The sequence below is a fragment of the Pseudoalteromonas fuliginea genome (assembly GCF_000690055.1).
In the GTDB taxonomy this organism is placed as follows: Bacteria; Pseudomonadota; Gammaproteobacteria; order Enterobacterales; family Alteromonadaceae; genus Pseudoalteromonas; species Pseudoalteromonas fuliginea.
The window spans coordinates 1-22,514 of record NZ_JJNZ01000034.1; the positions used below are offsets into that span (position 1 = coordinate 1).

General features: G+C 37.6%; 23 protein-coding genes. 11 read left to right on the forward strand and 12 right to left on the reverse strand.

Annotation, left to right across the window (positions count from 1 at the left end):
- Nucleotides 1–546 precede the first annotated feature (546 nt).
- From DC53_RS09505 to rph, 3 genes are read right to left on the reverse strand one after another with little or no spacing between them, the layout of a single operon-like run.
- Nucleotides 547–927 (reverse strand): diacylglycerol kinase, encoded by a 381-nt coding sequence (locus DC53_RS09505; RefSeq protein ID WP_033029967.1) that lies wholly within the window; start codon nt 925–927, stop codon nt 547–549.
- A 56-nt stretch (nt 928–983) separates the two neighbouring features.
- Nucleotides 984–1,628 carry an orotate phosphoribosyltransferase gene (pyrE, locus tag DC53_RS09500; protein ID WP_033029970.1) on the reverse strand — a complete coding sequence of 215 codons (645 nt, stop codon included), beginning with the start codon at nt 1,626–1,628 and terminating at the stop codon, nt 984–986.
- An 18-nt stretch (nt 1,629–1,646) separates the two neighbouring features.
- Complete coding sequence (rph, locus tag DC53_RS09495) at nt 1,647–2,360, reverse strand: ribonuclease PH (protein WP_002958890.1); 714 nt, start codon at nt 2,358–2,360, stop codon at nt 1,647–1,649.
- A 179-nt stretch (nt 2,361–2,539) separates the two neighbouring features.
- Between rph and DC53_RS09490 the strand changes: the two genes are divergently transcribed.
- The 9 genes from DC53_RS09490 (at nt 2,540) to DC53_RS09455 (ending at nt 9,249) form a co-directional block, all read left to right on the forward strand.
- Nucleotides 2,540–3,400, forward strand: a complete 861-nt coding sequence (locus DC53_RS09490; RefSeq protein WP_002958889.1) for a YicC/YloC family endoribonuclease — start codon at nt 2,540–2,542, stop codon at nt 3,398–3,400.
- Nucleotides 3,401–3,580: 180 nt separating this feature from the next.
- On the forward strand, nt 3,581–4,831 hold the full coding sequence (locus tag DC53_RS09485; protein ID WP_033029972.1) for a tyrosine-type recombinase/integrase: 1,251 nt from the start codon (nt 3,581–3,583) through the stop codon (nt 4,829–4,831).
- Entirely contained in the window at nt 4,824–5,570 is a 747-nt protein-coding gene (locus tag DC53_RS09480) for a hypothetical protein (protein WP_033029974.1), read from the forward strand. Before DC53_RS09485 ends, DC53_RS09480 begins: the two co-directional genes overlap by 8 nt.
- The gene (locus DC53_RS23015) at nt 5,570–5,710 is read left to right on the forward strand and encodes an RNA polymerase sigma factor region1.1 domain-containing protein (protein ID WP_478212320.1); all 141 of its coding nucleotides are present in this window, start codon (nt 5,570–5,572) and stop codon (nt 5,708–5,710) included. The genes DC53_RS09480 and DC53_RS23015 overlap by 1 nt, the downstream gene beginning before the upstream one ends.
- Nucleotides 5,673–5,906: a helix-turn-helix transcriptional regulator gene (locus DC53_RS09475; protein ID WP_033029976.1), complete on the forward strand. Its 234-nt coding sequence runs from the start codon at nt 5,673–5,675 to the stop codon at nt 5,904–5,906. The genes DC53_RS23015 and DC53_RS09475 overlap by 38 nt, the downstream gene beginning before the upstream one ends.
- Entirely contained in the window at nt 5,903–6,130 is a 228-nt protein-coding gene (locus DC53_RS09470; RefSeq protein ID WP_033029978.1) for a helix-turn-helix transcriptional regulator, read from the forward strand. Before DC53_RS09475 ends, DC53_RS09470 begins: the two co-directional genes overlap by 4 nt.
- 197 nt (nt 6,131–6,327) lie before the next feature.
- Nucleotides 6,328–7,233, forward strand: coding sequence for a YagK/YfjJ domain-containing protein (locus DC53_RS09465; RefSeq protein ID WP_033029980.1), 906 nt, complete (start codon nt 6,328–6,330; stop codon nt 7,231–7,233).
- Between the two features lie 151 nt (nt 7,234–7,384).
- Complete coding sequence (locus DC53_RS09460; RefSeq protein WP_033029983.1) at nt 7,385–7,933, forward strand: HGGxSTG domain-containing protein; 549 nt, start codon at nt 7,385–7,387, stop codon at nt 7,931–7,933.
- A gap of 80 nt (nt 7,934–8,013) precedes the next feature.
- The gene (locus tag DC53_RS09455; RefSeq protein ID WP_033029985.1) at nt 8,014–9,249 is read left to right on the forward strand and encodes a hypothetical protein; all 1,236 of its coding nucleotides are present in this window, start codon (nt 8,014–8,016) and stop codon (nt 9,247–9,249) included.
- Between the two features lie 30 nt (nt 9,250–9,279).
- Here DC53_RS09455 and DC53_RS22680 read toward each other — a convergent pair whose 3' ends face one another.
- Complete coding sequence (locus DC53_RS22680; protein ID WP_275041490.1) at nt 9,280–9,405, reverse strand: hypothetical protein; 126 nt, start codon at nt 9,403–9,405, stop codon at nt 9,280–9,282.
- A gap of 1 nt (nt 9,406) precedes the next feature.
- A complete protein-coding gene (locus tag DC53_RS22145; protein ID WP_167331237.1) occupies nt 9,407–9,556 on the reverse strand; it encodes a hypothetical protein in 150 nt (49 codons plus the stop codon).
- Between the two features lie 301 nt (nt 9,557–9,857).
- Between DC53_RS22145 and DC53_RS09450 the strand changes: the two genes are divergently transcribed.
- Together DC53_RS09450 and DC53_RS09445 are read left to right on the forward strand one after the other, a co-directional pair.
- Entirely contained in the window at nt 9,858–10,154 is a 297-nt protein-coding gene (locus DC53_RS09450; RefSeq protein WP_033029987.1) for a hypothetical protein, read from the forward strand.
- Between the two features lies 1 nt (nt 10,155).
- Nucleotides 10,156–10,470, forward strand: a complete 315-nt coding sequence (locus DC53_RS09445) for a hypothetical protein (protein WP_033029989.1) — start codon at nt 10,156–10,158, stop codon at nt 10,468–10,470.
- Between the two features lie 194 nt (nt 10,471–10,664).
- Here DC53_RS09445 and DC53_RS09440 read toward each other — a convergent pair whose 3' ends face one another.
- The 7 genes from DC53_RS09440 to DC53_RS09420 form a co-directional block, all read right to left on the reverse strand.
- Complete coding sequence (locus DC53_RS09440; RefSeq protein ID WP_033029992.1) at nt 10,665–13,550, reverse strand: type I restriction endonuclease subunit R; 2,886 nt, start codon at nt 13,548–13,550, stop codon at nt 10,665–10,667.
- 55 nt (nt 13,551–13,605) lie between these two features.
- Nucleotides 13,606–15,582, reverse strand: a complete 1,977-nt coding sequence (locus tag DC53_RS09435; protein ID WP_033029994.1) for an RNA/DNA-binding domain-containing protein — start codon at nt 15,580–15,582, stop codon at nt 13,606–13,608.
- Between the two features lie 6 nt (nt 15,583–15,588).
- The gene (locus DC53_RS21390) at nt 15,589–16,803 is read right to left on the reverse strand and encodes a restriction endonuclease subunit S (RefSeq protein WP_081824563.1); all 1,215 of its coding nucleotides are present in this window, start codon (nt 16,801–16,803) and stop codon (nt 15,589–15,591) included.
- Nucleotides 16,800–18,371 (reverse strand): type I restriction-modification system subunit M, encoded by a 1,572-nt coding sequence (locus tag DC53_RS09430; RefSeq protein WP_033029996.1) that lies wholly within the window; start codon nt 18,369–18,371, stop codon nt 16,800–16,802. The genes DC53_RS21390 and DC53_RS09430 overlap by 4 nt, the downstream gene beginning before the upstream one ends.
- 13 nt (nt 18,372–18,384) lie before the next feature.
- A complete protein-coding gene (locus tag DC53_RS0120550) occupies nt 18,385–20,487 on the reverse strand; it encodes a type I restriction-modification system subunit M (protein WP_050484142.1) in 2,103 nt (700 codons plus the stop codon).
- Nucleotides 20,488–20,568: 81 nt separating this feature from the next.
- Nucleotides 20,569–21,555, reverse strand: a complete 987-nt coding sequence (locus DC53_RS09425; RefSeq protein WP_131649268.1) for a PDDEXK family nuclease — start codon at nt 21,553–21,555, stop codon at nt 20,569–20,571.
- The gene (locus tag DC53_RS09420; RefSeq protein WP_033030000.1) at nt 21,527–22,450 is read right to left on the reverse strand and encodes a restriction endonuclease; all 924 of its coding nucleotides are present in this window, start codon (nt 22,448–22,450) and stop codon (nt 21,527–21,529) included. Before DC53_RS09420 ends, DC53_RS09425 begins: the two co-directional genes overlap by 29 nt.
- Between the last annotated feature and the right edge of the window lie 64 nt (nt 22,451–22,514).

Consider the following 22,514-nt stretch of genomic DNA (forward strand, 5'->3'; position numbering starts at 1 on the left):
ATGAATTCTAAATTTTTTAATATCTTTCGATATTGAATTGACTGTGCCGAATAATTACCGAAATAACTATTCTGTTGGTCACTCAGTTTTCAATTGAGACTCTAATTTGTTTGCCTTACTTAGCGAACTAAGCTTGGCTGTTAGAACTCAATCTGTACGAGTGCCCACACAGATGATTGCTTTATATTGTTAAAGAACGTTGCGGTTAAAGTTAAACTTTATCTCGCTAGGGCTGCGCATACTACGCTTTCCTATTTTTTTGTCAATACTTAATTTTGGTAAACGTATATTTATCAACACTAAGTTTTACTTAACACCCTGAGTAGTTCGTGCCTCGCTATGCGTTGTCCGCTGCGCGTCGCCATATCCCATCTCAGTGGGGTGCATTATAGGGAGATCCGAAAACAGATCAACCCTTTTTTGAAGAAAACTTGAAATAATGTGCTGTTCGCTGAGTATTTGAGCTAAACAGGCTAAAAACAGAACATAACTAGCAAGTTATTAACAACTAAACGCGTTTTAACTCACCTTATATTAAAAATAGAGTTAAGCGATCTTCATATAAAGGCTTATACCCCAGATGATCAACACGATCGTTAATGAAAGTGTTACGGCTGCAGATCCCATATCTTTAGCTCTACCTGACAATACATGTAATTCTGTACTTACCCGATCCGTTAATGCCTCGATGGCAGAATTTAGTAATTCAACTATTAGTATAATAAGCAATGAGCTTACTAGAACTGCCCAATGTAATAGTGATGAGGCAAGCCAAAATGAGATAGGGAATAATATAAGGCTTAGGAGTAGCTCTTGTCTAAATGCAGCTTCTTCTTTAAATGCAGCTTTAAAGCCAAGGTAGGAGCAATAACTTGCTTTAAAAACACGCTTAAGGCCTAAGCCATTTGGTTTTAATACATCTTTCATTAATAAACTCTATAAATGAAGGTCAAAATAAAGCCCCGCACTGCGAGGCTTTTTATTTATGCTACGCCGTATTGATCACGGTACGCTTTAACTGAGGCTAAATGCTCGTCCATCGTTCCTTGGTTTTCAAGGTAACTAATAAGATCTGCTAATTTTACAATAGAGATTACTTGGGTATTAAAGTCGCGTTCAACTTCTTGAATAGCTGATAACTCGGCTTTACCTTTTTCTTGACGATCTAATGCTATTAATACACCACTAAGATCTGCGCCATTTTGTGCAATAATTTCCATTGACTCACGAATCGCAGTACCTGCAGTTATTACATCGTCCACCAGCATTATTTTGCCGTTGAGTTCTGAACCTACTAATGTGCCACCTTCACCGTGTGCTTTTTTCTCTTTGCGGTTAAAGCAGTACGGTACATCTTTATCATGGTGATCAGCTAATGCAACAGCTGTTGTTGTCGCTATTGGGATGCCTTTATAGGCAGGTCCAAATAATACATCGTACTCTATTGCTGAATCTTCTAATGCCGATGCATAAAAACGACCTAAACGCGCTAAGTCACGACCTGTATTAAACAAACCGGCATTAAAAAAGTACGGACTTGTACGGCCTGACTTTAAAGTAAACTCACCAAATTTTAATACCTGCTTCTCTAGAGCAAATTCTATAAACTCTTTTTGATAATTTTTCATATCGAGTGGCCTACCTATTTATGCTAATGCTTGCTTTTGTACGTCAATAATTTCGCGGATAGAATGTTTAGCTAGAGTAAGTAACTCATCTAGCTCATCAAACGAGAAAGGTTCGCCTTCGGCTGTACCTTGAATTTCAATAATTTTACCTGTTTCGGTTAAAATTACATTCATATCAGTCTCAGCAGCTGAATCTTCAATGTATTCTAAATCGCTAATTGCTTGGCCTTTGTAAATACCAACTGAAATAGCTGCAATCATATGTTTAAGTGGGTTTGAATTAATCATACCTTTTGCACGCATATGCGTTAACGCATCAACAAGTGCAACACAGGCACCACTTATAGAAGCTGTACGTGTACCGCCGTCGGCTTGAATAACATCACAATCAATAGTAATTGTGTTTTCGCCAAGTGCTTTTAAGTCAACAGCCGCACGAAGTGCACGTGCAATTAAGCGTTGAATTTCCATAGTACGACCGCCCTGCTTACCACGTGCAGCTTCACGAGCATTACGTGTATGCGTTGCTCGCGGTAACATACCGTATTCAGCGTTGATCCAACCCTTACCTTGGCCTTTCATGAAACGAGGAACGCCCGATTCAACTGTAGCTGTACAAAGTACTTTGGTGTTACCAAACTCAACAAGTACTGAACCTTCAGCATGCAGAGTATAATTACGTGTAAATGTAACAGGTCTAATTTGGTTAGGTGTTCTTTCGCTTGGACGCATTGACGATCCCCTTAATTCAGAATTTGCGACATTATAAGTGTATGTGGGTGTAGATACCATGCTGATTTAAATAAATAGCTGTATGTAAAACATTCAGTGCTTTAAATTTTCCCTAGAGCTTAAGCAGTGTTACGATATAATCATCGTAATATTGTATTTATAAATTTAGGAAATCATCCATGATCCACAGTATGACAGCTTATGCGCGTCGCGAAATAAAAGGCGATTGGGGCACTGGCACTTGGGAAGTTCGTTCTGTTAACCAGCGTTACCTTGAAACATTTATTCGCGCACCAGAGCAATTTCGTGGCATGGAGCCAGTTATTCGTGAGCGTTTACGCAAACACTTACAACGCGGTAAAGTTGAAGTTTTTTTAAAATTTGTTGCAAACCCTGCCCACGTTGGCGAGCTATCAATTAACCAAGCCCTTGCTGAGCAACTTATAAATAGCGCTAAATGGGTTCAACAGCAAAGTAATGGCGACATTAACCCTGTTGATATATTGCGTTGGCCTGGTGTTATGGAAGCTGAAGAACTTGATATGGATAGCGTTAATACAGCACTAATTGCTGGTCTTGATCAAGTAATCGAAGATTTTAAATCAGCTCGTGGCGATGAAGGTGCAAACCTTGAAGAAATGATAGCAATCCGCCTTGATGCGATTTTAGAGCAAGTAGAAATTGTAGAAACGCATATGCCTGAGATTGCTAAGTGGCAGCGTGAAAAACTGGCTCAAAAATTAGAAGACTTAACAGCAAACATTGACGAATCGCGCCTTGAACAAGAACTTATTTACCTTGCGCAAAAACAAGACGTGGCTGAAGAATTAGATCGCTTAAAGTCTCACGTTAAAGAAACTAAAAAAATCCTTAAAAAAGGAGGCGCATGTGGCCGCCGCTTAGATTTTATGATGCAAGAATTTAATCGTGAAGCTAACACGCTAGCGTCTAAGTCTATCAACAGCGACATCACTACTGCAGCCGTAGAGCTAAAAGTACTAATTGAACAAATGCGAGAGCAGATCCAAAACATAGAATAGCGTTTTGGCCTGTTTCAATCTGTTTGTAACCAATTAAAAAGCCTAGATTTTTCTAGGCTTTTTGTTTTCTAGCGTTCATACTAGTCCTCTATTGTACGTGTCCAAGTGGTTACCATAGTGGTTACCAAACCACTTGGTAACCACTTTTAAAATCCTTGGTAACCATTTTTATATAACTCAATGAATGTAAAAGAAATCAAAGCCAAAATTAAAAATAGTACAACGCTAAGATTTAGCGTTAGCGATGGATTGTATATAAAACCTAGCAAAGATAAAAAAAGCGGAGCATGGGAGCTTCGTTATACTATGAATAAGAAACGTCATTTTATGACTTTAAAAGGGTGTAACTTTCCTGACATGTCTTTATCTGATGCTCGAATTGAATCTGGGTTAATAAAGCAACAAATAAAGAATGGTGTAGATCCTCTTGCTGAAAGAGCACGTCAAATTGGCTCAGATATAATCACTATCAATGATCTATTCGACGATTTATATTCTGCAAAGCTTATAAAGTTAGAAAATCCTGATATCCCCTTGAAAATATTTAATAAAAACATTAAGCCTACAATAGGAAAGTTAAAAATAGATGATGTTAACGCAAGGGATATCAGAGCTATTATTACTAAGGTAAATGAAAGTGGGCGCCCGTCTATATCTAATAAAGCACTACTCCTTTGTAAGAATCTTTTTGAACATGGAGCGAAACTGGGTTTAACTCAAAAAAATCCAGCAGCCCCATTTAATGAATCCGATGCAGGTGGACCAAGCAAAAGTAGAGATCGAGCCCTAAGCCTACAAGAAATTGAAACTACATTTGATGTATTAAGAGAAAATTCGACTATTTTTACCAGAGATAACTATTTAGTAATGGTATTACTTCTTATATTTGGTAACCGTAAAACTGAACTAACTGAAGCAAAATGGGAGGAGTTTGATTTTAATGAAAAGATTTGGAATTTAGGTAAGCGAAATAAGAAAAAGAAACATATTCAAATTCCCATCGCTGACGAAGTTATACCTATATTTGAGGAATTAAAAGTAAAATCTTGTGGCTCTGAGTATGTCTTCCCAGCAAGAAAAGCTAGCAAAAAAGGTCACATGTGCGAAAACACTTTAAATCATGCCTTAGCTAAAATGTTTAGCAAAAGTGTAAGTAAAAAGTCATACCCTAACCTACTTGAGCCTAGAGGCATTAAGCAATTTACTATCCATGATCTAAGACGAACATGTCGTAGTTTATTTGCTGAGCTTGGTTATGAAGGAAACGAGGTAACACGTTATCTAAATCATACTATTCGTGGTGTTGCAGGTATTTATAACAGATATGATTACTTAGATGAACGAAGAAAACTTGCAAGTATAATGGCAAATCAAATACTTCCTAGAGCCAAAATATTAATGACATCTAAAGGAATTAATTTAAGTGAATAAATTTGAATTATTTCCAAAATGTACGCCGCGAGAAGGTTTAAAGATTCAATCACAGCCATTTTTGGTACATGTTCAAGAGCTTGGTGAGATTGATGAGGATGATATTAATTATGCCCAGTTAGAAGAAATAGCTTCACCTTTAGGTATTGAGAAGCCCAATTTAATAATATCCTCTATAAATAACTTACCAAAAGATGAGTTTGGCCAAGATATTATGTTATTGGAGAAAGAATCGATTAAACGTAAAGCGATGCTGGTGGAGGACACTCTAAGAGCACTTCCAGACAAGTCTAACGTAGACTACAAGTATTGGCTCAATAAGCTCATGCACGAAATGTTTACGCTTGGGTCACAAGTGCAAGAACATAATGATTTTGTAGAACATTTGTATGCATTAAGAGCCACAGAAAAGTATTCTAAAGACCGAACAATTGCAGGTGAATCCTCACCTAAAAAGTATCAGCCTTTTATTGATCTTATCAATGTAATAGTCAGTGACATAAAACTACACACACATATGTCTAAATGTAGTAGAGCAAATTTAGCAACGGCAATTGATGCTCTATTTTCCATAAATACTATTTCTCCTCCTTCACATAAAACGATTAAAACATATATTAACGATGCGTATGGCTCTACCGCTAAAAAAGGCCGAAAGTCTAGTTCAGCTCCATCCCTCAAGGAAGTTGAGGAATGGGTGAAAACTAACTATAAAAATAAAATTCACTTAAAATCATAATGTTAAAATCTTTAATAAGCCCTTATCAAGCTAAGGGCTTATTAACCTATACGCAAATCAATAATATTCTCCCATCAACAATGATGAACCGGAGAAACCAATTTGAACCAACTAACAACACCAACAACGCAATTTACTGACCGCCTTGTCAGAGAAGCAGAAAGAGCCAAAATAACGGCTGTCTCTCGAACCAGCGCTTGGGCTTTAGAGAAAAAAGGCCTTTTTCCAAAAAGAAGAAAGCTTCATGCCGATAGCGACAGAGTTTGTTGGTTATTAAGCGAGCTTTTAGACTTTGTAAAATCTCGCGAAGTAATAAATATGGAGCGACCTCTATGAACGAGAAAAAGCTACCAGATCTTTCTATGTATATTGACGATGCTCGAATGATTAAAAAGCCTGAATTGCAAAAGCTTCTTAACATCAGTAGGTCCACACTTGGTAGATGGATAAAGGCTGGCCATTTCCCCCCACCAGCTCATGTAATAAATGGGCGGTCCATGTGGCATTTTCAAGATTATAAAAATTGGCTAGCTAATAAACACACAAAAGCAGGTAAATAAACTGCTTTTTTTTGGCCTACTGATGACGCACTTTGAAACAAAATGATCAGTAAAAATACGCTATTCAACAAGCTAAAAACATATCTTAGTTATTATTTTAAAAGGGCTTTTATCTGTAAAGCGCCTATCCACTAACAGCGGATATTAAATAATATAAGAAAGATACCAATTAATAACTAAAGCAAATAGATATAACAATGACCTTTAAAATATCAACAACTAACTCAGTAAACTTTATATACAAAGACCATAGTTACAGAGTATTCAAACCAAAGACAAAAGGCCAAGATCTAAAAGCATTAACTAAAGTGTTTAGGCATTGTGAATGTATGCTTTCTCACTACTCTAAAGTACTCGTAGCAAGAATAGACCTAAGTACTAAATCTTATTCCATTAATAATCAGGCGTTCTTAAAGTTTATTAAAAAACAGTTATCGGTACTTACAAAACAATATAACTGCAAAGTAAGTTACATATGCGCTAGAGAGAGAAATACATCTTCTAATCATCATTATCATTTAGCTGTGTTATTAAGCGGGCATAAAATAAATCATAGCAGTAAGCTAACCTACCAATTAAAGCATGCTTGGGAATCTGAAGGCTTAGGTTCGGCCTCATTCGTTCAACACCCATACTACCTAATGCAAAGGGGTAATAAGCTTAGCATAGAACCTGCTCTATACCGTTTAAGTTATTTTACTAAACGTACCACAAAAGAAGCTAGCATTAAGGCTCATAGCTACTTATTTAGTAAACTTGAATACTCAACAGAACACGTTGATAGACGCTTTAACGATATGCTACTCGTAAATCCAGCTATTACATATCAGCAAAATAAAGAAGCGGCTCTAATAAAGCCAGATAACTCAGAAGCTGGTGGTATCAAGGTTATAAAAAGGCGATTAGGTATAAGCAGTACACAGTTAATACAATCTAAACTTCATCGCTCATTACAGTACAGCGATCATCCTAATCAAGCTAATAACGATCAAGTACCTTTGCAGCACTCTATGAACCGAAGCATACACATGCAAAGTGATCGATCACCTTACCCAAACATACAACATAAAGCTCTGCTAAATGATCGCTTCACGTGGCATTAAAATAACATAACTCTTTGATTTATATCTTCACACCATGGTGGTAAGCATATAAATTTTTGATTTTAAAAACTTGAAAGAAAATAAATTTTCAAAAAGCAAACCCTATGAACCGAAAGTTCACCGAACATGATCGATCATAAAAAGGCAAAAAATGAGTAAATTTGATTTAGAAAGTCTACCCAAGTGTGGCGCTAAAACACGTTCAGGTAATCCCTGTAAGCGCTTAGGCAACAAGCGTAATGGTCGATGTAAATTGCATGGTGGTCGCTCTACAGGTGCAAAAACAACTGAAGGTAAACTTGCTGTGCGTACCAATCCTGTTAAAAATGGTTTTGGATGGAATCTAATGCAAGACTATGACCCCGTATTAATAGAAGACTCACTTAAAGCATACATTCAATTGTGCGATATAGTTGGGCAGAAAAGTATTAACAATAGTGAAGTAAACAAACTAGTAGCACGATACAACGTAGCATTAGAATGCTTTAAATATCATATTTGTGAATACTATGGCGAAGAGGCCTTTATTATTGTTCAATCTGCACTTGATGCATATTACAAAGATACAGATAGTCAGCATCTTCACTTTCATATACATACTGAGGTTGTAAAAGCCCCCTACTTCCACCAGCAAATGAGTGAAGCAAAAAAGCAGTTTTTACTTATAAAAAAAGGGATCTTATCTAAAAGCTTCCTATGAAGCATCAAACTATTGAATTTTATAGGTAATAACGTAAAGTTTGTAATAAGTTATACGGGTAGCTTAATAAAGGACTAAATATGCTCAAACCTAATGAAGGTAACAAATATGTATTTAAAAATATTAATTTTAAAAGTATGTACCTACCCCCTCTAAATGAAGTCGCCCAGCTATTACACTTACCTAGTAACATTAGTGGCATGATTACTCATGCCCAATCATTTTATGATTCTGAATTGCCTGTCAGTCAAAGCTCTATATTTCATTTATCAAGTCGAGGAGTAGGTAAACCAACATTTAAAAAAATTTATACATGGTTTAAATCTCTCTCTCCGAAAATCAATGATGTGTTCAATCTTCAAGTATATAAAAAAACATCAAAAGCGATGAGAGTTACCTCCAATGCCAGTATCTACTACTCATGTACACATGGATTTAATTTCAGTAAGAAAAGCAACAATAACGACAATGAATTAAACCTATTAATAGATTGGCTGGAAGAACGCTCAAATGCTGATTATTTAATGATGAATAAAATACACAACCAAGCAAAGTTAAAAGCTATTAATATAAAAGCTCCAAAGGATATTTGGCAGTTACAAAAACCATACTGGCAATCCCATAGCTTAGTGCCACGGCAGCAACTCAATATTATTAATGAGTTTTACAATTCAGATAAAAAGCGGGAAGATTATACAGAAGAGGATGGCCTAGCTCTTATTGAAGCAACGTACCACTTAACATTTGATTTCTATTTATCAGCCATTGCCAACTACGAGGCAGGTCTTCACTCTTACTACTTTAGATTAGATGAGAACTATAACCCTAAAAAAGGCTCAAGCTTTTTTATAGATGTGCTAAATACCTTAGTTGAATCTGAAGAAGCCAACGGGTGTTTCGATGCTGTACTAATAGAGCTAAAAGAGCTCGTATCATCAAACGACAAACCAATGACTTGGAGAAAGCTGGCTAGCTTTATCCCTTTTGAAAAGTCTAAATCAGATTACACCGAAAGCGGGGAATCTTTAAATGATAGGCAATACAAACAACTAAAAGATTGGCGAAATGGGAAAAACTTACCTTCATTTTTAAGGTTAGAAAAGTTTATAAATGCTATTTGCGCTAGTCATGGTAATTACGACTCGTTAGCAATACTCATGTATTTTAGGATTAGTCGAGGTATAGACACAAAAATACAAGAATGCTTTGAGCAAACTTATAGTGAAAAAACGATACCAATTTTCAAGACTGTGATTGGCCAGTACCCCTCGTATTTCAAACACTATACAGATAAATTAAATAAAGCAGCTAAGTGAATATATAGCTGCCTTATTCAAAGTCTGAACCTAATCTTCATCGTCCATAAGATCTTCCCAGTCATCTGGGCGTTCATCTTCACCGCGGCTTTGCCAATAAGCGTCATGCTCTGGGTTTAACTGCTGTGAGCGGTTGTCATCATCATGTTGAGCCATGTTATTTTTTCCCTTGTTGATTTTTGTTTGCAGCTCTAGCTGCACGAGCAGCAAAACCATTTGAGTCAACGCCACCACCATTTTGCTTTGCTTCATTTCTTTGTATACGGGCCAAAGCATCGGTAGTCATTCGAGTTTCTTTCTTTGTCATTTTTTATCTCCAAAAGTAAAATTTATTGTTAGGTGCTCCTAACAACAGGGAGAATAATGCCAAACTAAATTGAGGTTGGGACGGGGGGGAAATAGTGTAAATTTAATTTTTTTAAAATTTATTATTAATTCCTACCTTTTTATAAAGACGTTAATTACTAGCACATCCTTTGTAATACCACTCAAGTTAGCAATTCCCACCCAAAAAATAAACCTTTTTTAGTTTACACATAAACCAAAAAAAGTTTATTTTAACTTTTTTTGTGCTATTTTATAAACATGTACTTTATTAAGGTCTATGTATGTCTTTCACAGCTAAAATATCTGCACAGAAAATTGTAGATGCAATAGAATCTCAGTCTGAGACCAAACAAAAAAGAATATCTAGGTTTCAGTTATCAACGTTATCAATATCCAGAATATGTAAGCGCAGGGTTATGCCCACTATTTATCTAGATAGCCTAAGCGCAGAGCTGAATGAATTAGGTTGGTGTATGTTCCAAGTAGAAAATACAAAATATGGCTTTGTCCGAGCCTCATCAGTTAAGAACTGGCTTAAAATGTCTTCAAAAACAGTCAACGGTATCGAAGGAGAATAAAGTGAATAGAAGATACAGTAAGAGTTTAGAGCTAGATTTGACTGGATTTTCTGGAAAGCAATTCAAAATGCTTTGCGAAATACTCCGATCTGCCATGAAGCAAGAGCACGGATATAAGTTTACTAAAGGCTTTACCGATGAACGTTTAAAGAAGTGGCCAGTAGTTATAAGGTTCAAAGATGAGTTACATAGAGAAAGCTTTATCTGCAACTTGATTGGTATAGTCAAAGAAGAAGTTGTAAGTAAATTAACTTTAAAGATGCTTCACCCAATCGGCAGCAACCCTCAAACTTTTCGTTTTTTAAAAGCTGCATAACTAGATAATAGGTTTTGAGTACTAAGCTATAAATTGTGGTTAGCTATTATTCATTTATGAAATGGTTAAGGGGGTAAGGTTACCCCCCATTTATCGTCACACTTTTTGAGTTTGTAATAAATTAAAGCAGCTTTGCGTATGAATTATCGAGCCGTCAACCGTTGACGGCTTAAGCAAAATACCACTACAGCCTTTTAAAACCCTGTCATAAACGTATCTACAAAACGTTTAAATTTATCGGTAATAATAGGCAATACTTTTTTGCGTTCTAATAAGCTGGGTTTGGTTTCGAGCACATCAGCAAAGTCATCCCTTAGTGGCATTTCGTCACTTAGCTCATAACGGGTTACTAACTTTTCTAGGCGTTCTTGGTTTAGCTTTTGCTCTTGGGCAAACTTCTCAAGTTCTAGGCGCTTTTCTTTTTCCCAATAAAGCTCAAACTCTTCATCAACGTCAGCACTGGCGGGTATGCCTTGTAAGTGCTCGTCCATAAACTTATCTATTAGTGCTTTTTTACTTAATAAGGTTGGGTCTGTGGCTATTAGGTTTGCTATTACTTGGCGTTTACGGGCTTTTTCGTCAGTACTTTCTTCACCGTGTAACTCACGTAATAACTGCAAAATATAGGTTACGTTTACTATATCGCTGTGTAGTAGCTCTAGTTCAAAATCAACGTCATCTAACACCGATACTTTTTCTTTACTTGAATTCTCACGTAGCTGCCTGCCAAGGTCGGCATACTTACTCGTATAATCCTGAAACTCTTGCTCGCCCATCGAGGTAGAGTCCATATCAAAATCAGTAAAGTTGCTTAACATGTTCTTTAAACGCATAAGCTCACGAAACTGCCTCACAAACAACGCCTGAGCCTCTTCGTCAGGTAAAGCATCAACTGAGTCAACAGTGGACGTAATTGCCATTAGCGCTTCATAGGCGCTGTTAAAATCAGTAAGCAGCTCATTATACGAAGGTGTTTCTATATATTCTTTAGGCTGCTTGTTCGAAAACAGCGTAAAAGCCGTGTCGGCAGCTTTTTTAAGGTTTCTGAAGCACACTACATTGCCGTGCGATTTAGTCTCACCTAATAAACGGTTAGTGCGCGAAAACGCTTGTACCAAACCATGATATTTAAGATTTTTATCGACATATAATGTATTGAGTTTAGGTGCATCAAAGCCTGTTAAAAACATATTCACCACCAGCAATATATCAATCTCTTTGGCTTTAACGCGCTTAGATATATTTTTGTAGTAGTCTTCAAATAACTTGCTGTCTTTAGTGGAGTAGCTTGTACCAAACATGGCATTGTAGTCGTTAATAAATGAGTCTAACTTATCGCGGCTATGCAGCTTAACGGCTTGCCCTTCGTTTAAATATTTGGCTGATACTTCTTTAATTTGCGCATCATCATTACCTAGTTCGTACTCTTCCTCTTCATTTGCCTCATAGCTAAATATGGTGGCAATTTTAAGGTTGTGTTTACCCTGTGCTTTTTTACTCGCAAACAACTCATAGTATTGAATAAGCTCAGCAACGCTTGATACGCAAAACATGGCGTTATATTCATGGCTATGTGTTTTGCGGTTATGCTGGGCAATAATGTAGTCGGTTATTTTATCCAAGCGCGCTGGCGAAGTTAAAAGCTCTTTGGTGTCGATGTCTTCAACTTCAATATCTAGATTGTTGTTAGAGCCATCTTTGTATTGATAGCGCCCAACGTACTCAATAGCAAACTTAAGCACGTTAGCGTCACGTATTGCATCCACAATTACATAAGGATGTAAGCATTCACCAAACAAATCTTTTGTGGTGCGTTTCACTGAGTTTTTAGCAACGGCGTTATCGGCAAATATAGGCGTACCCGTAAAACCAAACAACTGCGCGTTATTAAAAAATTCGGTAATGTTTTTATGCGTATCGCCAAATTGGCTGCGGTGGCACTCGTCAAATATAAACACAATGCGCTTATCCTGCAGGCTTTGCATTTCTTTTAAATAGCGCTGCTTAGTCACCACGTTATTAAGCTTTTGTAGTGTAGTTACCACCAGCTTAGTATTACGGCTTTGGTTGACCTTTTTGCCTTTCATTGGCTTATCTAACAGCTGGTGGAATAACATACTGGTGTTGTCAGTGCTGTCTACAGAGCCTTTTACAAACGCATTAAACTCAAGCGCTGTTTGGTAGTCTAGGTCTTTACGGTCTACTACAAATACTACTTTATCAACCTCACTCAGCGAGGTCATAATTTGCGCCGCTTTAAACGAGGTTAATGTTTTACCCGATCCTGTAGTATGCCAAATGTAGCCATTGTCGGTTGTCGTTTTAACTTGCTCTACAATCGCTTCTACTGCATAAAACTGATACGGTCTAAGCACCATTAAGTACTTACCTGTTTCATTAAGTACAATATACTTGGTGAGCATATGCGTTAAGTGCGAAGGGGTTAAAAATGCTTTGGCAAAGTCGTGTAACTGGCTTATTTTATTATTTTCATTATCAGTCCAGTCAAAGGTTTGCTTAGCCGACATTTCACTATTGTTAGAAAAGTACTGGCTATTAACCCCATTCGACATTACAAACAGCTGCACATAGTTAAACAAACCATGGTTGGCATGAAACGAGTGCTTTTGATAACGCTTAATCTGGTTAAACGCTTCTTTTAGTTCAATACCACGGCGCTTTAGCTCTATTTGTACCAGCGGCAAGCCATTAACCAATAGCGTTACATCGTATCGGTTAGTGTATGTGCCCTTTACTGTAATTTGTTGCGCCACCTGAAAGCTATTTAGCTGTGGCTCATCAAACAATAGTGTTAAATGCCTGCTATCGCCGTTATCAAGTGTTACATCAAGCTGGTCGCGCAGTATTTTGGCTTTTGCAAATATATTACCTTTACCAAGCTTACCCAATATTTGCGTAAACTCAGTATCGCTTAATGTACAGCTATTCACTTTTTCAAGCTGCAGCTTAAGATTGACCTCAAGTGCGGCGTTGTCCTTTAAAATAACGCGCGTAAAGCCTTGCTCGCTAAGCTGTGCAATTAAGTTATCTTCTAATTGTTGTTCACTTTGATAATTCATTTATACCTACAATTCCTTGGTGCTAGCCTTGAGTAATACATCCATAGCTCTATTGCTAATCTTTGTGTAATTTATAACCCTGTTCTGGGTGATTCGGTATTGTCGGATAGGCTAAAAATAATACCTGTTCTTTAACCATTTCACGTAAGTAATGCTTTCTCAATGTATCAGTATTCATGTTAAGCAACAGCGCTATATCGCTAAGCCTCAAGCAATTAGGAGCCGACTTAGTACATAAATCTATTATCGCTTTTTCTACATCAGACTTTTGTTTACGCCCTGAATTGTGTGCAATTGGCGATGCTATTTCTTTTAGTTCAAGCCAAAGGTTAGAAGCGCTTAAATCGAACTCCGGCACTGGCGGATTAAACTCCGGCACTAGCTCCGGCACTAACTCCGGCGCTGGCGGGTTAAGCTCCGGCACTTCATTAATTATTTTACTATCAATCAGGGGGAATTCTGCCTGACTTGGTGATAATACAAAGCTAATATTTTTGCCTGCCTCGTTGTCAGGCGTTGGCACTTCTATCCCTTTTAAGTGGTATATTTTACCTCTGTGCTGGCCTGCCGACTCTAAGTACCCTGCATTAACTAACTGACTTAACGCAAGTGTCACTTCTCTTGTATGCTCAGAGGTCAACGAACAAATACGCTCATGGTTAAACCATGACTCCGTAATGGCGGTCATTAAAATGGTGCGTTTTAGCTCGCTTAGTTTGTTATAACCTTCACCATACGTTTCAATTAGGCGTTGGTGTAACTCTGGCGATACCATGTTTACCATACGCAGCTCTAATAAGGTTTGGTTTAACTCGTCTTTTTCGTATAAATGCGGGGGCTGCCAGTTTTGCGCTTTACAGTTACTGTATATTTTAGGAATACCCGACCCTGCTTTTTCGCTTAAACCAATATTTAAAAACATTTGATGAATAGCGGGGTTTCGGCACTGGCTGTTCCCCCCCGCTTTAGCCTCATGCACAGGTATACGCATTAGCCCTGCGTTTCTAAAGCCGATAAAGTCAGGATGTTTTTCAATTAAAATATTACTTTCGGTATTAAACTCTGCATGTGCCAATGTATTAACAAGTGCTTCACGAATAGCCTCATGCGCAGGAGTGGTATCTTGCCGTTGGCCGTCATCGGTTAAGCTAAACCCGACTTTTAAATCTGCTGTGAGCTTACGATAAACCTTACGATAAAAATCAAAAGCATTGCCTGACCAAGAGCCATCAGTATAAATACGATCTATCCATCGGTGTGTACTGTCGTCTTTTTCTTGATAATCGAGTGCAAAACTAGGCAACGCATCTTGAATCGCATCCCACTTACCAAACATCACTAAGCCAGCAAGGGTTAAACCCGCTTTACCTGTTGCACGGTCTTGTTGCCAGCCACGTATTGAGCGTAAAAACTCTTGATCGCTCAATTCTAAAAAAGGGTGTTGTGGCTTAGCATCAACAAACATTTGCCTGTAAATACGCAGGCTTTCGGGGTCTATGTCATCAAGGGTAAAGTGCTCTAAAATACGGTTGTCGCGCACTTCCTCTTGCTCTGCCATCATTTTATTTACTGCCGGTGGCAAACACTTTTGATCTGCCTCGTAACGGCGCTGATAGGTCCCATTAAGCGGGTTTGCATTAATAAATACAGGGCGGCTTTCGCGCGGGGCGCGTGGTACAGTAATCGCAATAACCAATTTGCCTTCAAGTGTTTCAATGCGCACGTCGCTTTCGCTGAGCAAATTAATACTCACTTTATTTGGGTTGTTAACAGTATCCCAAATATTTTTAATTAGCGGCGCAGGGTTTGTTATACCCTCAACGGTAAACGTGCCTTTTTTTTCTTTAATGCCCAATAAAATTAAGCCACCACGGGTATTAGCAAACGCACTATAAGTTTCCCACATATCATTAGGCACTGCGCCCTGACCATCGCGGCCACCAGCAAGCTTGCACTCAACCTCTACGCTCTCTTGCAAAGTTTGAATATCAATGATGTTCGCTATTGAGTTGTCGTTAATTTTATTAGTCATTATTTCTCACACAAACATTTGCTGTAGTAAGCCTTTTTTAAATAGCTTAGTTTGTTCAATTTGCTCGTTAACAGCGTCTATTTTTTTATCGAGTGATTGTAAGAATTGCGCTATTTTTTGTTGCTCTTTCAAGCAAGGTAACTGAACTTTCGTTTTGAGCCAACTTTGGGTTTTAAACAGTAACTTCTCAATATGTACGCCATCACTATTAATAAAAAATGCACGTCGCATGTAGAGGGTTGTAGACAGGCGGTTAAAGTAATCAATATCTAACTTTGTTGGTTGCGGTCTAAATACATTGTATTCATTAGAAACAATAGCTCCATCAAGTTCTTCAGGTACCAACCCGCAGGCTCCATGAACTATCTGTCGTTTTGATATTACAAACTCACCTTTGTGGATAGTGAATTGGTTTTTAACAAGTACATCCTTACCTTTAAAGTGTCCACGACTTTTAACCCCACCAAACCCCCTCTTTACAGTGATCAGCTCATAAGTAGCTTCATCATCCATTTTTAATGCGTCAGATTGTAAAATAAGAATATCCCTTAAAGCATATTCATTCCAATTAGGAAAATCGTTTCCATCATTATCTTTAAAGCGAATTTTTTGGCTGAAAACTTGTTGCATTATGCCTTTTTTGTAGTCTTTTAATAAGCGGTGCTTTTCAGTTAACTGGTTAACTTTAGTATCAATTGAAGTAAGGAAACTGGCAATTTTTTGCTGTTCTTTTAGACAAGGAAAATTTAGCTTTAACTCTTTTACATCGGAGCTATTGATGGCAGGGTAATTTGAACCAACAACAAGACTATCTAACTGATAAGTTAATCGAGGTGAAAATAAATAATAAAATAAGAAATCACTGGAAACACCATCTTTTGGGCTAAGTACTGCAAAGCCTGTACTTGCTATACAGTCTTTATGACTCTTACCAACTTTTGCAAACCCTTGAAGATTAGGCCGTACCGTAGATAGTAATATATCACCTTCTTTTAATTTTCTTCTTGCTCGTGAAGGTGCATTTTCTACTGTAAATAAACTCAACTCAGGCTTTATTACTTGATTCTTTATATCTGATAAAGATATGTAGTTAAATGCCCAATCAAGGGGAGTGCTTTTAGGTAAAGTTGATTTGTCGACCTCCGCCAGCTCACACATCGAGGAAGCACTCCAAGAGGAAGTATATTTGTTAAACCTCAACGTTGGTACTAAGTTGCTCATTTGTCAGCCTCAAACGGTGCATCAATTCCTAACTCTTTGCAGAAGTAGGCTATTTGATTATCTGCCTTTAGCATATTTCTATCATTCGCCTTAAGCTTCTGAGCTAATAGCATTAAATCTACAGCTTCGTCCTCTTCAAACATATCAACATATCGAGGAAGGTTAAGGTTAAAATCATTTTCAACCAAATAATTGCGAGAAGCAATACACGCAAACTTATCAATGTTTTTTCGCTCTTTTACGGCATCTAAAATTCTGTTCAAGTCTTGTTCTGTCAAATAGTTATTATTAGTACCTTTCTCAAAGTGATTGCTCGCATCTATAAACAATACGTTGTCGTCGGCTCTACGGTGTTTGTTTAGCACCAACACACAGGTAGGAATAGACGTGCCAAAAAATATGTTAGCAGGTAAGCCTATTACCATATCAAGGTAGTTTTTTTCTTTAATAAGGTGTTTGCGTATATGCCCTTCGGCAGCACCACGAAACAATACGCCATGGGGTAGCACCACCGCCATTGTGCCGTTGTCGTCAAGCTGGTGGATCATGTGTTGTACAAAAGCAAAGTCAGCCTTACTTTTAGGTGCTAGCTTACCGTAGTCGGCAAAGCGCTCGTTATTCATATGTAGCGGGTTACCAGACCAACCTGCCGAAAATGGCGGGTTAGCTACTACGGCGCTAAAGCGTTGCTCAAGGTGTGCGGGTACTTCTAGCGTGTCGTCGTTTTGAATGTCGAACTTAGTGTAATGCACGTCGTGCATAATCATGTTCATTCGCGCTAGGTTGTATGTACTTGGGTTTTGCTCTTGACCATAAAATTTTAAATCAGGGTTATTAGCCTCTTTTGCAACACGTAACAACAATGAGCCCGAGCCACAGGTAGGATCGTAAACCGATTTAATATGCGGGTTATTTAAGGTGACTAATTTTGCTAGTAACTTAGACACCATTTGCGGCGTATAAAACTCACCTGCTTTTTTACCCGCGCCACTGGCAAACATGCCAATAAGGTATTCGTAAGCGTCGCCAAGTATGTCTATTTCGCTACTTTCTAAGTGAAAGTCGATGTTATTAAGGTGCTCTAATACTTTGGCTATTAACTTGTTACGCGCATCCGGTGTTTTCCCTAACTTGTTAGAGGTTAGATCTAGCTCGTCAAACAAGCCATTAAAATCGTCGGCGCTGTCTGCGCCCATGGTGCTTTGTTCAATATGGTTAAGTACGTTGGTTACATCGTCTAAAATAAACTTATCGTTTGTACCGCGCTCAGCCAATACATGAAACAGCTCTGCTGGCTTTAAAAAGTAGCCTAACTTATCAAGCGCCTCTTCTTTTACCGCCTCTAAGTACTCTTGGCCCTCTTCGGTTGTTTCGTCAATTTTAGCAAATACAATGCCGTCTTCACTCAGTAGCTGATCGGCATAAGTGTTGAGCTTATCTGAAAGATATTTATAAAAAATAAGCCCAAGTATGTAATCACGAAAATCATCAGCCGACATGTTGCCACGTAAGCTGTTAGCAATATTCCAAAGCTGCTTTTTTAATTCTTGTTGGTGTTGTTGAACCATTAATTTAATCTCTTTATTTTAATTCTGTTTCTAACCACTTAATATGGTCACTTATCCCATCAAGTCCTGGATATATAGAAGCCTTGTGAACGCCGAATTTATATAGTTGCTCCCTAAAGCTTTTTTTCAATCGGTGAGGAATTATAATTTTCTCGACGTGCTGAGAACTAAATGGCAAATTTAATTCGCTATGTACGGTAAAGATACCGCTTTGAGAAATAATTCTCCCTGTTAGATGCGGTGGTATATAGCGCCTAACAGGCTCATTGTTAGGAAGCTTTAATGGATCAGAGTAAACTTTAGTATCGAAAGGCTCTTTTCTATCTGTTAATACATAAATTGCAGCGTCTTTTTTTGGTTCTTTTTCTACAGCAAAGTAAGTAGAAACTAATGGATTTTTGCTCCAATCTAGTAACCTAGTAGGTAGGCCGTGATGTTGTGCCAAGGCTAACCACTCCCACTCATCCCGAGGGGTAAACTCTAGAAAAGGTATAGCTTGCTGCTTAAAATTCTCAAATATTACTTTTTCAACTTTATAAACTTTATTCTGCTCTACCCCCATTCTACTAACAGTAGGTAGTAAGTCGAAATCCTTATTAACAACGCCTCTGAAAAAGGTGAGTTTAGGGTTGAAACTCTCAAAAACACTTAATAATTCAGCAAAATTTTTCACTTCTGTTGTTGGGTATAAAGTTACATATTGAGTAATATTTAAATTGAAATCATTAATTTCAATTTCAGCTAGGCTGACCACTTTACTGAAAAGTTTAACACTAACTCTAGTTGCATAAGTTTCAAGTATATTTAAGATTGTATCTTCAGTAATTGAGTTATTAACTCTGGTGCTATGGAAATCATTACTGGCATCTATAATTAAAATATCTTTTTTGTTTATACGGTTTTTCTTGAAAATTAAGATACAAGTTGGAATAGAAGTTCCATAAAACAGGTTGGATGGTAGTCCTATGACAGCATCCAAATAGTTAAAGTCTTTAATTAACTGCTTTCTGATAATACCTTCAGCACCACCTCGAAAAAGGACACCGTGCGGGACCACTATAGCCATGGTCCCGTTATCGTCTAGCTGATAAAGCATATGTTGGATAAAGGCAAAATCTGCTTTAGTCCGAGGTGCTAATTGTTCGTAATTAGTAAATCTTGGGTCGCTCTTAAATAATACTTTACTTGACCATGAGACAGAAAAGGGAGGCACTGCTACCACAGCATTAAAACGTTGTTCTAAATGTTTTGGCTCCTCTAGGGTATCTCCTTTTTTAATATCGAAGTTAGAATAGGATATTCCATGCATAATCATATTCATTCGTGAGAGGTTATAAGCATTTGAATTTTGCTCTTGGCCATAGAGCTTTACATTAGGGTTGTTAGCTTCTTTAGCTACACGTAACAATAGAGAGCCAGAGCCACACGTAGGATCATAGACCGAATTAATATCGGGTGTATTAAGAGTTACTAACTTTGCAAGTAACCTAGAAATCATTTTAGGAGTATAAAATTCCCCAGCTTTTTTCCCAGAGCTACTAGCAAACATAGCTATAAGGTTTTCATAAGCACTACCTTGTATATCTAATTCACTATCTTCCAAATGCAAATTAACATTATCAAGATGATTAAATACCTTAGTAATCTGCTTGTTACGCGCATCAGGTATTTTACCTAACTTGTGAGAGGTTAAATCTAGCTCGTCAAATACACCGTTAAAGTCATTAAAGCTATCAGTGCCGATAGTTCTCTGCTCTATGCTTTTAAATACACTAATAGCTTCATCAAGTATAAATTCACCTTTTCTACCGCGATTAGCCAAAGAGTGAAATAACTCTGAAGGCTTTAAAAAGTAACCTAACTCATCTAGTGCTGCTTTTTGAACAATTTCTAAATACTTTTGACCTTCAACAGTAGTCTCATCTAATTCAGAAAATACAACGCTATTTTTATCTAAGAGTTGTTCAGCATAAGTATTGAGTTTTTCCGATAAATATTTATAAAATATAAAACCTAATATGTAATCACGAAAATCATCGGCAGACATGCTACCACGCAAACTATTCGCCATACTCCAAAGCTGCTTTTTTAATTCTTTTTGATGCTGTTGAGGCATTAATATTTTCTCTACTTAATCATTTGTTTTGAATTAACATCTACTGTGCCAATGATGTGCTCGCTAAAAGCTCTCAGGGTTCTAGCCTACAGTACTTACAAGCCATTCAATTAATCCTGCATTCACTGATAAATCAGCAAGCTTTTCAGCATCCCACACCTGAATTGAATTATTCTTATCCATTGTATTAATATGGTCGCTTAGTTTTTTATCTGGTGTGTGGGTCACATAAAAAGCTCTATCATAACCCTCTATATTTAATCGCTCTTCATACTCTTTAAATAAACTTAGGTTACTCTGTGATTTAACCTGAACAATGGCACGCTCTCCGGTGACTGGCGCCAAGAGTTCTATATCCAGCGTTTTTATTGTATTACCCGCAGAGCCAACTCTTGACCACCCCGATGAACGAAATATCAAATCGACAAACACTTCAAAATCTTGCGGTGACAACAACTGGATAATTTTTTCAAGAGAGAGCTTAAGTGATACTAAATTCGTTTCTACATTTTTAACATCAGGGTGTTGAGTATTGTTGATTTTATTAAGCAGGTACTCTTTTTCTTTAACATCACAAATTGTACCTCTGAAGCCTTGTACTTTAGTTAACTTGCCACTTAGAGCTTGTATGAAAAGTGAATTATTCTGATTATCTACACTGCGCCAACCATCAACTGTTTTACGTGATTTTGTTCTACTGCTCTCATCAAGCAAAATTTCTTCTTCAGCAAAGCAGTACCACAATTTACAGTCGTAAAATGTAATCCACATTGTTGTTTTAGGCTCGGTATAAAACCTTTTAATTTGATTTCGATGGCTTGTTGTCGAAGCTTTGTTTGTATTGTATTCCATAGCTACAAACTCACTCACTTTATCCCAGTTATTACTTAGACATAACTCATGAGGAATTTGCCTGTAATCTAACTTTATTGTACCTTCTTTTTCAATGCACTCACGCTCGTAATCACCTTTTGAACCAAGCTTTATAAATAATACAGCTGTAGCTTTAATCGCCATTTTAAAATCCTTTTTATTGGGTTTAATCTTCAATAAAGTAATCGCTATCAAGCGCTTTTACTTCAAATACCTGTTTGGTGCTAACGCCTAAATTATGGGTAAGCATTAGCTCTGTAAGTTGTTTACCATCTACCAGCACTATGCGCTTTTCAATTAAGCCTACATATTCCAGTGCATCTTTACTAAAGCCGCTTGTGGTGATGAACACGCCCTTTTTAGCGCGGTGCATATCAAGCGCACCTGCAAAGGCTTGTATGTCTGGTCTACCCACTGTTTTATTGGTATAGCGCTTAGCCTGTAAATATATCATTTCAAGGCCGAGTTTATCTTCTTTTATTACGCCATCAATGCCACCATCTTGAGTATACTGCGTAGCTTGCCCTGCATCTTTACGTGAGCCGCCATAACCCATAGCTAGCATTAAATCGACTACAAGGTTTTCAAAAAATGTAGGTGAGGCCGAAAGCACTGCCTGTAGTATTTCGTCGCTCAAGTTAGTGTTGAGTGTATCTACTGCGGCTTCTATAAGCTCTTCTGGTGTTTTGTGTGAGTTGCTATTTACTAAGCTGGTGGTGTTTTCGTCTAGTGAATCACTGGTATCTTTAGTACGGGTTTTAAAGTCTAAAAACTCAGGGTATTGGCTTAAATACTGATTATTAATTTGCTCGCCCGTTGCTAATGCCGATAAACCTTTGCTCGTAATGGTACAAAAGGCTCTTTTAGGTTGCTCAATTAAACCCGCTTTAACAAGGTAAGTTTTAGCCCAACTTAAGCGGTGGTAGGCATAAGTTTGCTTGCCGCTAGGAATACGCAGTTTAAGCTGCTCAGCCGATAAGCTTAGGCTTTGATAAACATTTGCTTCAATCTCTTTAAGCTTTACGGTTTTGCCATTAGCTAAGCATTGCAGTAATGGGGTCATGAATGATTGGTAATCTGGTAACGACATACTATTCCCTGCCAGCCGTATTAGTTAGTAACTAAACAGCTAATCCATTGTTCTTATTAGTTGA